Annotated in this window: 14 protein-coding genes and 1 pseudogene; 3 read left to right on the plus strand and 12 right to left on the minus strand. The window is 68.9% G+C overall.

The features are described from left to right. Positions 1–24: 24 nt before the first annotated feature. The 5 genes and pseudogenes from ACYVKL_RS26310 to ACYVKL_RS26330 all read right to left on the minus strand — a co-directional run bounded on the left by ACYVKL_RS26310 (position 25) and on the right by ACYVKL_RS26330 (position 3962). Positions 25–708 carry a DUF8020 domain-containing protein gene (locus ACYVKL_RS26310; protein WP_379171741.1) on the minus strand — a complete coding sequence of 228 codons (684 nt, stop codon included), beginning with the start codon at positions 706–708 and terminating at the stop codon, positions 25–27. A 261-nt stretch (positions 709–969) separates the two neighbouring features. Next, a complete protein-coding gene (locus ACYVKL_RS26315) occupies positions 970–1677 on the minus strand; it encodes a DUF8020 domain-containing protein (RefSeq protein ID WP_379171742.1) in 708 nt (235 codons plus the stop codon). Positions 1678–1866: 189 nt separating this feature from the next. Further along, positions 1867–2796 (minus strand): cytochrome c oxidase assembly protein, encoded by a 930-nt coding sequence (locus ACYVKL_RS26320; protein WP_379171744.1) that lies wholly within the window; start codon positions 2794–2796, stop codon positions 1867–1869. Positions 2797–2837: 41 nt separating this feature from the next. Beyond that, a pseudogene (locus tag ACYVKL_RS26325) lies at positions 2838–3071 on the minus strand (phosphoesterase); the annotation flags it as partial. Positions 3072–3299: 228 nt separating this feature from the next. Next, the gene (locus ACYVKL_RS26330; RefSeq protein ID WP_379171746.1) at positions 3300–3962 is read right to left on the minus strand and encodes a DedA family protein; all 663 of its coding nucleotides are present in this window, start codon (positions 3960–3962) and stop codon (positions 3300–3302) included. 106 nt (positions 3963–4068) lie between these two features. Here ACYVKL_RS26330 and ACYVKL_RS26335 point away from each other — a divergent pair, with 106 nt between their 5' ends. Then, on the plus strand, positions 4069–4503 hold the full coding sequence (locus tag ACYVKL_RS26335) for a DUF8021 domain-containing protein (RefSeq protein ID WP_379171748.1): 435 nt from the start codon (positions 4069–4071) through the stop codon (positions 4501–4503). On the opposite strand, the gene ACYVKL_RS26340 is transcribed toward ACYVKL_RS26335, so the two are convergent. The 4 genes from ACYVKL_RS26340 to ACYVKL_RS26355 all read right to left on the minus strand — a co-directional run bounded on the left by ACYVKL_RS26340 (position 4500) and on the right by ACYVKL_RS26355 (position 11008). After that, positions 4500–5663, minus strand: coding sequence for a low temperature requirement protein A (locus tag ACYVKL_RS26340; RefSeq protein ID WP_379171749.1), 1164 nt, complete (start codon positions 5661–5663; stop codon positions 4500–4502). The genes ACYVKL_RS26335 and ACYVKL_RS26340 overlap by 4 nt on opposite strands. 334 nt (positions 5664–5997) lie before the next feature. Further along, complete coding sequence (locus ACYVKL_RS26345) at positions 5998–9477, minus strand: protein kinase domain-containing protein (protein ID WP_379171752.1); 3480 nt, start codon at positions 9475–9477, stop codon at positions 5998–6000. A gap of 48 nt (positions 9478–9525) precedes the next feature. Next, complete coding sequence (locus ACYVKL_RS26350) at positions 9526–9777, minus strand: hypothetical protein (RefSeq protein WP_379171754.1); 252 nt, start codon at positions 9775–9777, stop codon at positions 9526–9528. Between the two features lie 343 nt (positions 9778–10120). Beyond that, positions 10121–11008 carry an NmrA/HSCARG family protein gene (locus tag ACYVKL_RS26355; protein WP_379171756.1) on the minus strand — a complete coding sequence of 296 codons (888 nt, stop codon included), beginning with the start codon at positions 11006–11008 and terminating at the stop codon, positions 10121–10123. 110 nt (positions 11009–11118) lie between these two features. Between ACYVKL_RS26355 and ACYVKL_RS26360 the strand changes: the two genes are divergently transcribed. Further along, positions 11119–11955 (plus strand): helix-turn-helix transcriptional regulator, encoded by an 837-nt coding sequence (locus ACYVKL_RS26360; RefSeq protein ID WP_379171757.1) that lies wholly within the window; start codon positions 11119–11121, stop codon positions 11953–11955. A gap of 69 nt (positions 11956–12024) precedes the next feature. Further along, on the plus strand, positions 12025–12891 hold the full coding sequence (locus ACYVKL_RS26365) for an SGNH/GDSL hydrolase family protein (protein WP_379171759.1): 867 nt from the start codon (positions 12025–12027) through the stop codon (positions 12889–12891). A 10-nt stretch (positions 12892–12901) separates the two neighbouring features. On the opposite strand, the gene ACYVKL_RS26370 is transcribed toward ACYVKL_RS26365, so the two are convergent. The 3 genes from ACYVKL_RS26370 to ACYVKL_RS26380 form a co-directional block, all read right to left on the minus strand. Next, positions 12902–13339, minus strand: a complete 438-nt coding sequence (locus tag ACYVKL_RS26370; protein WP_213556993.1) for a 2,4'-dihydroxyacetophenone dioxygenase family protein — start codon at positions 13337–13339, stop codon at positions 12902–12904. 82 nt (positions 13340–13421) lie between these two features. Further along, positions 13422–13862, minus strand: coding sequence for a phage tail protein (locus ACYVKL_RS26375; protein WP_379171761.1), 441 nt, complete (start codon positions 13860–13862; stop codon positions 13422–13424). Between the two features lie 177 nt (positions 13863–14039). After that, the gene (locus ACYVKL_RS26380; RefSeq protein WP_379171763.1) at positions 14040–15035 is read right to left on the minus strand and encodes a 1-aminocyclopropane-1-carboxylate deaminase/D-cysteine desulfhydrase; all 996 of its coding nucleotides are present in this window, start codon (positions 15033–15035) and stop codon (positions 14040–14042) included.

Raw genomic sequence — 15035 nt, forward strand, 5'->3', positions numbered from 1 at the left:
TCCTGGTCGGGCCGCGGCCGGCGCTTAGCTGGCCGGGGTGGAGTCCGGCGCGGTCATGCGGTTGTAGAGGCCGATGCCGACGGCGATGGCCGCGGGCACACCGGTCAGCACCAGACCCGAGGCCGCACCCAGCGGGATGCCGATGGCCGCACCGGCGACACAGCCCGCGATGCCGGTCGGCACCGACATGATCACGACGCCGGCCAGCGCGCCGCCCGCCGCGCCGATGGCGCAACCACCGACGCCGCCGATGATGGTGCCGAGCAGGGTGCCCATCGAGGTGGACAGACCGAACTGGTTGACCGCGGCCGACATGGCAGCGTCCTGGTCGGCCTGGCTGGCGACGTCATGCAGGGCGGGGGCCGGCAGCGCCGGGGCCGGGAAGGCGGCGGCCGGGTCCAGGTTCGGGGTGAGCGTCGCGGTGTTGCCGTCGATCGCGGCGGCGACCGGGTGGGCCACATCGCCGGCCACGTAGCTGAGCGGGAACGAGGTCACCACGCCGCCGTCGGCCGCACGCACCTGGAACTGGCCGTTCTCGGTGGTCAACGAGCCCGCGTCGGTCTTCAGGACCACGGAAGCGCCTTCGATCTTGGTATCCCAGTGGATGCCCTCGGGGGCCGCGGCGGGGGCAGCGTAGGCGGTGCCGGCGGAAACGCCGACGGCCGCGATGGCGAGGGCGGAGGTGGCGGCAAACTTCTTGAAACGCATTACTTTTCGTCGCTTTCTTCACTGGGCGCTTCCCTCTTGGGAGCGAGGTCCTCATCGAGCACCCGAGACAAGATAAGCCAGCAAATGTTGCCTATTTGTTGCCAAATCGTGGCGAAAGCGGTCCGAAACGTATGTTTTGCGTAAATGCGGTATTTGCCGACCGTGTGTTCGGTGATCTAGGCAACTTTCCGCAATGCATAAGGGCCCGCGTCACACCCCTCGGAGGGGATGTGGCCGCGGGCCGCTCTCGCGAATGACCGGCTACTGCTCGGCCGGGTTGTTGATGCGATTGAGGAAGATGATGCCGACGATGATCGCGGCGGGCACGCCGACCAGGATCAGGCCCGCTGCCGCACCCAGGGTGATACCGGTGGCCGCACCGGCGAGCGCGCCGGGGATCGACAACACGCCGCCGCCGGCCAGGCCGCCGATCAGCAGGCCGAGGGTGCCGCCGATGACGGTGCCGATCAGGGTGCCGATGGCGGTGGCCAGGCCGAACTCGGTGGCCGCGGCCGAGACCGCGTCATCGAAGCTCTGCTGCTTGGCAGTGGTCACGTCGTGTAGCGGCAGGTTGGTCGGGCGCGCGGCGGCGGGGTCGGTGTTCGGGGTCAGGGTGGCGCGCAAACCTTCGACGCTCGCCTGGATCGGGTAGTCGAGATCCTCGACGGTGAACGACAGCGGGACCGCGGCGACGACGATGCCGTTGTCGTCGCGCACCTGGAGCTGACCGTTGTCGGTGGTCATCGAGCCCTTGTCGGTGTCGACGACGATGGAGTTGCCCTCGATCCGAGCGTTCCAGTGGATCGCGGGGGCAACCTGGCCGATGCCCTGGTTCACGCCGTCGATCAGCGAGGGCAGGACCGGGACGGGGGCCGGGGCGGGCGCGGGCTCGGCGTAGGCGACGCCGGCGGTGACGCCGAGGGCGGAGATGACCAGCGCGGAGGTGGCGGCAATTTTGCTGAACTGCATGACTTCTGGCTTTCTGGCGGGCGGAACTTCCACCGGGTGGGCCCGGGAGAGCGGAAGGGACGCAGGTTCAAGCATCCTGGGCGGGCGTCCAATAAGAATCTACTGAGCAGTAGCTATCAATGCTGCATTTAATAGCGGACATCACTCAGTGCCAGAATCAGTGACCCACACCACTATTCGACTCCGCGCTCAGCGCCGGAAACGCGCCCGCAACTGCGGATCGTTCTCCCACCACAGCCCGGTCGACTCCGGCTCGGCCTCCTCGACCGCATCCAGCTCGGCATCCATCTCACCGGCCTTGCGCTTCTCGTCATCGGCGAAACGACGCATCACGACCAGCGAATAGATCAGACCCAGCAGATCCCCCAGCAGCCACAGATTGCCCGCGCCGATCGTCTGATCCAGCCGCACATCCGGACCCCAAGTACGGCCCAGCGCACCGTAATACCCGGCAGCCACCAGCGGGCCCAGCCACAGCACGATCCCGAGAATGCCGTCCGCGAGCGACTCCCCCACCGTGATCAGCAGCGACAACCCCTGCGTGAAATGCCGCGGCACCGGATCGATCTGCAAACGCGAGTAGAAGTACACGAACCCGATGGCCACCACCAGGATTCGCGTGAACGCGTCGACCCCACCGTGTCGCAACACCGCCTCGAACCACGGCGAGAGGAACAACACCCACGGCAGCAACAAGATCAGCACCGAGGCCGTCGCCGGATGGGTGAGCAGGCGGGCGACCTCACCGGAAAGCATGGCGTCCAGGCGCTTCCGCCCCGCCGGGCCCAGCGCCGCACGCAACACCGTGAACGGCGCACCGACCGCGAGCGCGAACGGCACCACATAGAGCAGCAACAGCACCTGCAGCGCACGCACCCAGAACAAGGTGTCGGAGTAGACCCCCGGCATCCCGATCCCCGAGTACAGCCACACCCCCAGCCCGGCGACGCCGAAGTACACCGCCCGGCTCACCGGAAGCTGTTCCCCGCGACGGCGGCCGATCAGGAAGCAGGCCAGGTACGCGACCCCCAGCAGCGCCGTGACCAGCAGCGTCGAGGTGTCCCACCGCCATGCGCTCACCACGCTGCTCAGGTGCAGCGGCGTTTGGATCTGAACCACGGCACCAAGTATGCGCCGCCCCGCGGCGGCGACCGCGGCGGCTACCGGGTGATGAGCCGGCGGTAGGTCACCCGGTCGAATTCGCGGCCGCGTTCGTCGACGGCGACGACGTCCATCTCGCTGGCGAACACACCGGGCCGGACGTCCACGCGGATGAACGAGTACCTGCTGAATCGCACCCGCGACCAGGCGGCCACCTCCACCTGCGCCTTGCCGTCGGATCCCCACAGGGTGCTCTCCGGCACGAACGTGTCGGGCTTCTCGTTGCCGCGGTACGAGTGAGAAACGCAGCTGGCTCGCGGCGTCGTCGCCGTATCCGACGCGGCGCCCGCCGACGGTGAGCGGGGTGTCGTCGGCGTAGGTGATGCCCCGTCCGCCGAATGGGTTCAGCATCGAGAAACCTTGTCACCCAGTCGGATTGGCGAGGTCATCACATCGTCAGGAGCTTACGAATGTGCGACGGGCCGGTGAACAGGCAGCGGTGCGTCCGATTCGGCTGCCGATCAGTCGGTCTCGGGGGTCATCGGGCTGGCGTGGGAGGCCTCGTACTCGGCCTCGAACGAACGCTCGCGACGGCGCTCGCGCAGCTTCCACACGATCAGGGCGAGCACCACGACCGCCGCCGCGCCGAACGCCAGATCCCGGCCGACCGTCTTGGCCACGGCCTCGTAGGACTGCCCGGCGACGAAGCCGAGCACCACGAAGATTGCGCCCCAGACGATTCCACCGACCGCGTTGAAGATCAGGAACCGGCGGTAGGGCATGCGGGAGGTACCGGCCAGGGCGGGCATCATGGCCCGGAAGAAGGCGGTGAACCGGCCCAGGAACACCGCCCAGCCGCCACGGCGGGCCAGGTAGTCCTGCGCGCCGTCGAGGCGGCCGCGGTGCCGGTCCAGGATCGAGGCCTGCAACAGCTTCGGCCCGACGACTTTCCCTACCTCGTAGCCGACACTGTCACCTAGGATCGCGGCGGCCACCACGAGCACGATCATCAGCCACAGCTGCACATGGCCCTGGCTGGCGGCCACACCGCCGAGCACCGCGGCCGTCTCGCCGGGGATGACGAACCCGACGAAGATCGCATCCTCGGCGAACACCAGCAGCGTGACGACGAGGTACACCCAGACCGGGGCGATATCCAGGATCCGGTGCATCAGCGAATTCATGCCCGTCACGGTACCGACGGCGCGCGCGGGAGCGTGGGGCCGCCGGTCGAATGGGCGGAAAACGATTGCACGGCATCGGCTCTCGAGCCAGCATCAGCGAATGAGAATGACACATGTTGCAGTGCTGGCGGTGGCCGCGGTGGCCGCCTTCGAGCTCGGGACCGGAATCGCCGGCGCTACACCGGAGCCTGCCGACACTGCCAATGTCCACCTCGCCGGCGCCTACATCGACGCGCTGATCAGTCACGATGCCTCCGCAGTGCGGTTCGCGCCGAACGCGACACGGGTCGAGGCCGGGCTGCAGACCGGGTTCTCGGGGCCGCAGCTCAGCAATGACCTCGAGCACGGGATGCAGTATTCGCTCGTGCAGCGCTACTACAACCTGCGATACAGCACGGCGGGCGACGTGGTGACCGCACGGTATCTGCTGGACTCCGGGATCGCGGGGGTGCGGCTGGTGACGGTGGACATCACCGAAACCTTCGTCATCCGGGACGGTCTCATCCAGACCATCGACGCGACCATCGTGCCCGTCGGTTAACGCGACCCGGCCCGCGACATCAGCAGCAGCGGCCGTCCGGTCGAAACCACCCAGTACTCCCAGGCATTCAATCCGACCAGGACCGCGGTGACCGCCGACAGCGTCGCGATCTCCGGCAGCAGCGGCGACGCGACCGTGAGGATCGCCAGCACCACCGCGGCGACGAACCGGCCGACGGTGGCCGCGCCGAACATGCGCCAGCGGGTGAACAGGAACGTCGACACGTACAGCGTCGCGCCCAGCGGCAGCAGGTAGCCGTTGGCGCCGTGCGCGGTCCCGGTCGGATGCTCGACCATGGTGCGCGCGCCCACCGCCACCAGCACCAGACCGATCACCAGCAGAACATGGCCGTAGCTCAGCACATCCCGCACCACCGCGCCGCGAACCTGGTTGGTACGCAGCGAATGCTCGACCGCGGAGAAGCCGTAGGCGAAGTACAGCCACCACAGACCGCAACCGAGCACGAAGATCAGCACCACCGCGACCCAGGACAGCACGCCCAGATGCGCTTCCGCCGCTTCGGATCCCACCGAGGCCACCGTCTCGCCGAGCGCGATGATGACGAAGGTGGCGAAACGTTCGGGCAGATGCGTCGCCCCGAACTGCACCGACTCCAGCCGCCGCGCCAGCAGCGCCGGACCGCCGAAAGCCAAGGACACCGCGACGATCCAGAGCACATTGCGCGCCTGGCCCGCGGGCGCGATCGCGGCGACGACCAGGATCACCGCCGCGACGACGGTGACCGTGAACGGGTTCACCCAGTTCGTGAAGGCGCCCGTCTGCGAGAACGCGCGCTTGCGTTGCATCTCGGCCCACAGCAGCAGTCGCAGCACCAGATGCGCGCCCGCCAGCATCAGCGGCAGCGTGTGACCGATGAACGCGTGCGGTGCCGCGATCGCGATCACGAACATGCACAGCCCACAGGCGAACAGGAAGATCCGCTGCCGGTTGGAATCCTCCACCCCGTGCACCGACAACGTCGTACCCACCCACGACCACCACATGACCGCCAGCAACAACACGGTCTGCCCGACGGCACCCCAGTTCTGCCCGGCCACCGCCACATGCGCGGCCTGCGTCACCGCGAAAACCAGCACCAGGTCGAAGAACAACTCCGCCCAACTCGCCCGCTCGTGCGCCTCGTGTCGAGGTTCAGTCACACCCGTAATCCCTGCCTAGCTCCACTTCCAGCGCGTTCACTCTAGTCACACCCGATGACCGGTTTGTCCCGTTAGTAACCGCGGGACTGATCACACCCGCGCGCTGCGGCGCATCACGCCCCGACCTCCTCACCACGCTCGAACGCCCGCGGCTCATCGCACTCGTGGGCCCGCGACTCATCACACTCGTAGGCCCGCGGCTCATTACTCGTGGGCCGGCGGCTCATCACTTTCGTTGGCCCATTGGTCACCACACCCGCGGGCCCCACGAGCCATCACGCCCGATGGGCACACGACACCCCGGGGCTCGCCCCACCCGATGATCGGTCGGGCATCAGAAGGGCTGGGCGGCATCGGCTTCGGCCAGGGCGCGGAGGAACGCGGGTGGGACTTCGGGCCAGGACGGGTCCCAGTTACCGTCGGCCTGGTCGGCGGATAGCTCGTCGAGGGTGGCGACGACGTGGGAGCCGCCGTCCAGGAGGAAGCGGAGCACGCCCAGTTCGGCGCATTGGGCGGTGATGGTGGCCAGCAGGGATTCGGCCGCGGTGGTGCGGCCGGTCGCGGCCAGGCAGGCGACCAGCAGGCGGCGGGCCTCGAGTAGTTCGCGGGGGCGGCGGACGGCTTCGAGCTCGTCGACCCATTCCTGGGCCCAGGTGCGGGCCAGTTCCCGGGAATCGGCGGTGGATTCGGCGAGCAGCAGCCGGATCGCGGTGAATTCCTCGTAGAGAACGGTGAATTCGTCGATGGGGTCGGTGGGCCGGCGGCGGGATGCGTGATCCGGGACCGGGAGCGGGCCGAAATCCGGGTGCGGCGGCAGGCCCTGGCGGACGCGTTCGTGCTCGATCTCGGCGCGCAGGCGGGGCAGCGACATCGACTCGGCCACGCGCGCACCCTCGTTCAGACGGCGGATGGCGGCGCCGCGGTCACCACGCAGCGCCTTCACCCGCGCGCCCACCACGTAGCGGGCGAGTTTGAAATCGACCACTCCGGCGTCGGCGTCGAGCTTGTAGCCCTCGTCGAGCAGCCGCTCGGCTTCGGCGACCTCACCGCGTTCGTAGAGCAGTGCCCCCAGCAGCGACCCGGCCAGCCGCGCACCGTAGGAGTGGCTGCCCGCGAACTGCTTCGCGATCTTCAGGGCCTTGCGGAAATACCGCTCGGCGCGCGGGATGTTCAATTGCAGGCCGGCGGCCAGGCCCAGGAAGCACAGTCCGTGAATGTTGTTGTAGAAGCCCTTGTTCCGGCGCATGTAGGGCGCGGACCATTCCTGCAGGCGGACGGCCTCGTCGAAGTCGTAGCGGTAGCCCGCGGCGAAGCTGGCGCAGTTGGCCCCGACGGCCACCACGTACGGCGAGAGCTCGTCGGCCATGCCGAAACACGGTGCGAGCCAATCCTCCACGCCGTTGAGCACGTCGGCGCGCACGGTCACCACGGCGTGCACCACGCCCGCCTCGGCGTGCAGCCGGGCCGAGGTCCGGGCGTCGAACTCGCCACTGTCCAGCGTGCATTCGGCCAGGAACAGCGCGCGCTCGGCCTGCGGGGCCCGGTGCAGCAGGATATTGGCCCAGGCCAGATCCAGTTGCAGCCGCGGATGGGTTTCGATGACCGCCGGGGGCAGCTTGTTGACCAGGCCGATGAGGCTGGCCATCTGGCCGTACTCCAGCAGTGACATGCCGTCGCGCTCCACGATGTCGACGGCGCTCTGCTCGTCCCCGGCCAGCAGCGCGTGGTCGACCGCCTCGCTCACGTGCCGGTGGTCGGCGAACCAGCGCGAGGCGGCGTGGTGCAGCTCGTCGATCCGCTCGGGCCGGTCGTATTCCAGGCGCTGGCGCAGGAAGTCCTGGAACAGCTGGTGGTATCGGAACCACTGGCCGCCGTCGACGCGGCGCAGGAACAGGTCCTGCTGCTCGATGTGTTCCAGCAGGGCCTGCGCGTCGGCGACGCCGGTGAGCGCGGAAGCCAGCTCGCCGCAGGTTCTTTCGGTGATCGAGGTGGCGACCATGAAGTCGAGCACCCCGGGTTCGAGGGTCTCCAGCACGTTCTCGGCGAGGAATTCGCCGATGGCGTGGTGGCGGCCGGTGAGACGGCCGATGAGCTGTCCGGGATCGTCAGTGCCGCGCAGCGACAGCGCGGCCAGCTGCAGGGCCGCCGCCCAGCCGCCGGTGGATTCGGTGAGGTCCTCGACGTCGCCGCGATCCAGGTCCAGCCCGCCCAGCCCGACCAGCAGCTGATACGCCTCGTCGAGGGTGAATCGCAGTGCGGCGGTGTCGATTTCCACCAGGTCGTCGCGGACCCGCATGGAGCTCATCGGCAGGCCGGTCTGGTAGCGGCTGGTCACCACGATGCGCAGCACCGGGCTGGCGCCCTCGATCAGGAACCGCAGCGCGGCCTGGGTTTTCGGGTCGGCGACGCGATGCCAGTCGTCGATGACCACGGTCACCGGCTCATCGCGTTGGTCGATGTCGTTGATCAGCGAGGTGAGCACGAACCGCGTGGCCTCGTCACCGTGCTCCTCGAGCAGCTCGCCCAGTTCACCCGCGAGGGTGGGCCGGACCGCGCGCACGGCGTCGATCAGGTGCGACAGGAACCACACCACGTTGTCGTCGTCGCTGTCGACGGTCAGCCAGGCCACCGAGGCGCCCGACGCGGCCAGCACCGCGCTCCACTGCGCGGCCAGGGTGGTCTTGCCGAAACCGGTGGGGCCGTGGATCACCGCGAGCCGCCGGTCGCTGCCCGCACCCAGTGCGTCGAGCAGGCGGGGCCGTTCCACCAGGGCGCGGGTGATGGTGGGCGGACGCAGGCGGGTGGCGGGGACCGGGGGCGTGGCCGCGGTATTGCGGGCGCGGCGGCGGCCCGGGGTCGGGGTGGCCGGGCTCGGCGTGCGTGACGTGGTCTCCGGTGCGGACTCCTCGGCGGGCATCGGGATCGGCATGTCGTCGACCGGCAGCCCGTGCGATTCCTGCAGCTCCCGCAGCGCCGTGCCGAATTCGAGGGCGGAGGCCGGGCGTTGTGAGCGTTCCCGCGCCATCGCGGACTCGATGATGCCGGTCAGGTCGGCGGGCAGGCCCGCATCGGTGAGGTCCGGCAGCGGATGCTTGGTGATCCGCACGAATTGTGCGACCAGCTGCTCCCCGCTGCGCCGTTCGAACACCGCGTGCCCGGTGGCCGCGCAGAACAGGGTGGCGGCCAGCCCGTAGATGTCGGCGGTCGCGTCCGGGGCCTGGCCCTGCAGCACCTCGGGCGCGGTGTAGGCGGGCGATCCGGTGATCGTGCCCGCCGCGGTCTCGAACCCGCCCGTCACCCGCGCGATACCGAAATCGGCCAGCTGCGGTTCCCCGTACTCGGTCAGCAGGATGTTTCCCGGCTTCACGTCGCGATGCAGCAGCCCGCGCCGGTGCGCGGTCTCCAGCGCCCCGGACAGCCGCACCCCGAAGTGCAGCACCTCGGGCCAGTCCACCGGGCCGCGCTGCTGGATGCGGGCGTCCAGGGACCCGTGCGAGTGGTACGGCATCACGATGTAGGGCCGCCCGGTCTCGGTGGACCCCACCTCGAACACGGGCACGATGTTCGGATGCCCCGACAGCTTGCCCATGGCCAGCTGCTCGCGGACGAACCGCTCCAGACCGTCCGATTCCAGGTCCGTGGTCAGCACCTTGATCGCCACCGTCCGCCCCAGGGACGGCTGGAAACACCGGTAGACCACGCCGAATCCGCCGCGACCGACCTCGACCGCCTCCCCGAACCCGGCAGCCTCCAGCTCCGCCGCGTACCCGAGGGTGGTATCGCGGCGCGTTGAGAACGGATCGACATGCGCCACAGCGACCTCGATACCCAGAGCGTGCCAGTAAACCCGAGCATAAGCCGATCACCGCCCGCCGGCGGGGCCAATCGAACCGGCGCGTGTCCGGACCCGCCCCCGGGGCCCGCGCCCGGGAAACCGCCGCCGTGCCTCGATCAGCCAGTCGGGCCGTTCCCGCCGCAGCCGCCACACCTCCCCGACCGTCCAGCCGGCGCCGAGCTCCGGAAGGTCCGCCACCGCGATTTCCAGCCGGGCCGCCGCTGCCGCCCGCTTCAACGGCTGTGCCGCCGAGTCCATTCGGCTTCGTTGTGTGCTCATGCGTCAAGGCTGACCCCGCGGCACGGCACACCGCGGCCGTTCGAAAACTTCGCACCCCGCGATCGATCGCCCCGACACAACGAGCGCCCGCCGCCGGGCAGATCCGCCCGAGTCACAGTGCAGCCCAAGCAGATCCGGAGAGAGTCAGCCCATTCGAATCGCCGACAGGGAAGGTCCGGCGTGCGCCACGACCCGGCACCACGAGCGACTACCCACACACGCCGAACGGGCGACACGAAGCAGATGCTTCGCGCCGCCCTGGGCCGTTACCGCGCGACCGGCCACCCGCGCGGGCCGGATCTCACCGGCCCGCCGACCGCTCCGGCCGAGTGATCCCGCACTGTCACGGCTTCCAATCGATCGAGCGCAGCCACGCCCCCAGATCCTGCAGACCCGGGTATTCGGCGCGCAGCGCCGCCAGGTCGAGCGGACCGTCCGGGCTCTCGTTGAAGTGCGTGAACATCTGCCCGACGTGCGGGTCGAACGCCCGGACCTGTTCCAGCGGAACCACATTGCTGCGCGCGGGCAGTCCCGTGTGCTGTCCGATGACCTCGGCGATCTGCGGCGGGGTCAGGTAGTCCCCGGCGAGCGGCACGATCCGGCCGATGAACTGTTCGGGCCGGTCGAAGGCGATGGCGGCGAAGGCGCCGATGTCGTGGGTCGAGATCAGCGACACCGGAATCTCGCTCCGCACAGCGAGATTCACGACCAGCCCGCCGTTCTCGTCGGGTACCGGCCGGTTGAATCCGTTGAGGTTGTCCATGAAGAAGGTGGGCCGCAGCACCGTGGCGGGCAGTTCGAGCTCGCTGATGTACGCCTCGATCGCCTCTTTCGCCGCGTAGTAGTCGACGCCCGTGTTCTGACCGGCGCCGCGCAGCGAGCTGTACACGAAGTGCGCGACACCCAGCTCCTTGGCGAGGTCGGCGACCGCTTTGCCCCGGCGCTGTTCCGCGGCAATGCCTTCGGCGGTGATGTGGATGCCTTCCATCATGGTGAGCATCATGAAGACGCCGTGCGCGCCGTCCATCGCCGCCCGGATCGAGTCGGTGTCGTCGAGGTCGCCCTGGATCAGGTTCGCGCCCTCGGCGCGCAGCGCGATCGCGGCCGGCGATTCCAGGTTGCGCACGAAAGCGTGGACTTCCCAGCCCCGTTCGAGCAGCTGTTGTGCGGTGGCCCGGCCCTGCTGTCCGGTCGCGCCGATGACCAGTACCGGGCCCTTGTTGTTCGTCATGTCGTTCTCCCCGTGTGCGGTGGTCCGTGTCGATCACCTGATGTCCATAACTTTGGGGGCGCGCCGAATTCTGGTCCTGGTACCGATACTGCTAGTCATCGGAGGATTCGATGACTGACAATCAGCGCGCCGAACTGGCTGCTTTCCTCAAGGCGCATCGCGCCCGGCTGACGCCGAAGGACGTGGGGCTGTTCGAGGATCTGGAGCCCGGCCGGCGACGGACACCGGGCCTGCGCCGCGAGGAGGTCGCCGAGCTGGCCGGCGTCAGCCTGACCTGGTACACCTGGCTCGAACAGGCCCGCAAGATCGCGGCCAGCCCGCAGGTGGTCGACGCCCTGGCCCGGGCGCTGCGACTGTCCCCCGCCGAGCACCGTCACCTGCGCGCGCTGTCGGGACTGCCGAATCTGTCGGAGCACGAGGACACTGATGATTCCCGCCTGCAACGCCTGGTCGACGCGCTGATGCCGGATCTGGCGGTGGTCCACGACGGCTGCCTGGATTTCGTGGTCTGGAACGCCGCCTTCGCCCGCATCCGCGTCGACCCCGCCGAGCTCCCCGCGGACCGCCGCAACCTGCTGTGGTGGATGTTCACCGACGAACGCACCCGCGCCATGATGCCGCGCTGGGAGCCCGCCGCCCGCTCCATCCTCGGCCAGTTCCGCGCACTGGTCGGTCGCACACCCGACGACCCCCACCTGAACGCCATCGTCGCCGCCCTCACCGAGGCCAGCCCCGAATTCCGCACCTGGTGGCAGGACTACCCCGTCCAGGACTTCCGCGCCAGCACCATCACCCTCGACCACCCCGCCGCCGGCCCCGTGAGCTTGGACGTCTACCAGCTGCGCCTGGTCGAGAACCCCGACCTGCTCATGGTCGTCCACCTTCCCGCCACCGCCGAAGACCGCGCCCGCATCGCGACCCTGCTTGATAACGATCCCGCAAACTGACCTACTGGACGGTAGGTCATCTTCTAGGGTCGGCGGCGATCTACTCCAGCTCCGTCACCAGGAACATTCGTGAAACTGAAGCACTGCCTGTCCGCGGTCGCGATCATCGCCGCCGGCACCCTGACCAGCATCACTCCGGCCGCCGCCGACAGCGGAAAGTATGTGGCGCTGGGTGATTCGTACGCGGCGGGTGTCGGGATCTCCAACATTCTCGACAAGCCGTGCTCGCGCTCGGATCGTAATTACGCGCACCTGTTCGCGGCGCAGCGCGGCTACGCCCTCACCGACGTCACCTGTGGGGGCGCGACCATCGACACGGTGACCAGCAGCCAGCTGCCGGCCGTCACCGCCGACACCACCCTGGTCACCCTGGGCGTCGGCGGCAACGACATCGGGTTCGGTCAGCTGGTGAAGGACTGCGTGCTCGCGGGCACCCTCGGAACCGGCAGCGGCACCGGCAGTCTCGCGACGGGCAGCGCCAGCGGCAGCGCGGGCGCGGTCGCCGAAGTGGTGGCGGGCTGCAAGAACAAGTACGGCGCGGAGATGCCGGGACGGCTGTCGATGACCGCCGCCAAACTCGCCCAGCTGCTGGCCGCCATCCGGACCCAGGCTCCGCAGGCGCGCATCGTGCTGGTCGGGTATCCGAAGATCCTGCCCGACAACGCATCCCTGTGCGCGGGCCGCCAGCCGGTCCTGACCGGCGACGTCGATTGGATCCGCGAATCCGTGGTCGGCGGCCTCAACACGATGCTGCGTTCCCAGCCCGGCACCACCTACTTCAGCACCTACGAGCTCTACGACGGCCACGACGTCTGCGAGGCCGTCCCGGACCGCTGGGTCAACGGCACCTCGGTCGACAACGGCGAAGGCGCCCAATTCCATCCGAACCAGTACGGCCACGCCGCCACGGCTCAGAAGATGGTCGCCACCCTCTGACCCGCGACCGCTATTCGAGGATGCCGGTGGGGCGTTCGACGCCGGCGACGTCGCACAGGGCGAAGTAAGCGTCCTGGATGGTCTTCGAGTCGACGACGCCGGTGACATTGCCATCGGCGTCGAGGTCGATGAACGCGCCCTCGACGATGAACAGGACGTCGGAATCCTCGGCGACGGTGAGGGTGTGGGTGGAGCCGGCGGGCTCGTGGATGAAGGTGCCCGCGGTGTAGTGGATGCCCTGCTCGGCGTAGTACCAGTCGCCGGAGAAGGTGTAGGCGTTCACCGCGCCGGTGTGCTTGTGCGTGGGCAGGCTGAAGCCGGCCTTGAAACGGTTGCGCAGCACGAAACCGGACGGGGAGACGCGAAGCAGTTGCAGGCCCACGTCGCCGGCCCACACCCAGGGGATATCGGCTTCGTTGACGTGTCCGACGAGCGGTTGTTGCAGCATGAAGCAAACGCTAGGTCAACAGTCTTGGCGGCGAAGGGAATCGGCGAAGTCGAGACCGTGGCGTGCGCCACCCTCGACGGCGTCAGACGGTGATGCGCTGCAGGTTCTCACACACCAGCGTGACACTGTCGTACAGGACTTCACTCGGACCGGACCGCACCGCGGACACCTCGATCTTCGACGGCCACGCGTGCTCGAGCTCGTAGCTCGCCACCCGGTTCCCCCGGTCGTCGTACATCGCCAGCGTGCAACTGCGGCGCGCCACCGCCATCTGGCCCATGCGCGCCGACTCGTGCCACGCCCACAGTTCCGCGCCGCCGGTCCGGCCCTTGCGCAACACGACCTGGGGCGGCTTGACCTTCCCCGGCAGTTGGATCGGACCGCCGCCACCGCCCTCGAGGTAGGCCACCGGTTCGATCTCCGACACGATGCCGCCCAAATCCGAGAACGAAGCGATTTCGTGGCCGTCGATCACGATGGCGAAAGAAGCAACGGTGGTCGTCGTGGACTGCAAGATGGGCATCGGTGCACTCCCTCGGCCGATCGGATGCCCGGCAGGCATCCGCCATCATGCAAGTGTAGGAAGATCAGCTACCGCGCGGCCCAAATCGACGAGGTCCGGCTAACCACCAGCACCCGGCCGCGCGTGTCGCGGACGATGCGGGTGGCACCCTGGACCGGGTCGAACACGTGCCGGATCTCACCGCGGGCCGTCGGTGTGCAGATAGACGATCGGCCCGCCGCCGAATACCCGCCGCCGGTCGAGGTCCAGGACCGCGGCCATGGCCTTGGCGGTGTAGACGGGCTCCAGCTCGAGATCGGCGTACTCCAGGGCCAATGTCCTTGCGGCCCGGCCAGATTCGGTCGAATGACCATAGCCGGGGCCGAGCTGATCGCGGACCAGCAGCAGTCGGTCCGCGCTGAGAACCGGATCCGGCAGACGCGCGCCGCGGGCACGCAGCAGCCCTTCGGCGCGCCGGGCCGCACGCAGCAGGCCGCGCTGGTCGAGCCGTAGTTTGTCATTGACCACCACGCCCACCACGCAGGTGCGCAGCCCGGCCAGCGCGAGCCCCAGCGCGAGCCCGGCGGCGGTGCCGCCGGAGCCGACGGCGGTGACGATATGTGTGGGTTCGGGCATGATCCCGGCCTCGACCTGGGCCGCGAGTTCCAATCCGACCTCGACGTAGCCGAGCACCCCAACCGGCGACGAGCCCCCTGCGGGCAACAGATACGGTGGCGTCCACCCGGTACGGTGACGCACCAGCAAACCCGGGACGCTCAGTGCGGTGCGTGCCACCGTATGAGTGAAATACACCGTGGCGCCCGAATTCCGGAGACGGTCCAATTGGGCTCGCACATGCTCGTCGACCGGCTGGTCGACCAGGGCCAGGACGGTGGCCAGCCCGTGCTCACCCGCATACAGCGCGGCGGCCAGCCCCCAGTTGGTGCCCAGCCCGCCGACGGTGAGGATCGTTCGCCGGCCCCGGCGCACGACATCGGGCAGCAGCCACTCCAGTTTTCGAACCTTGTTGCCACCCCAGCCGCCGTCGCCGAAGACGCCTTCGTCCTTGATCCAGATCTCGGTCTCGGCGCCCGGGAACGCCGGCAGTCGGCGCAGTGGTGTCGGCGCGGCTCCAAGCGACAGGTGCGGCAGGGTATCGCGCAGCTCCGGGTAACGATCATGCAGCAGCGGCAC

The sequence above is a fragment of the Nocardia tengchongensis genome, assembly GCF_054781395.1.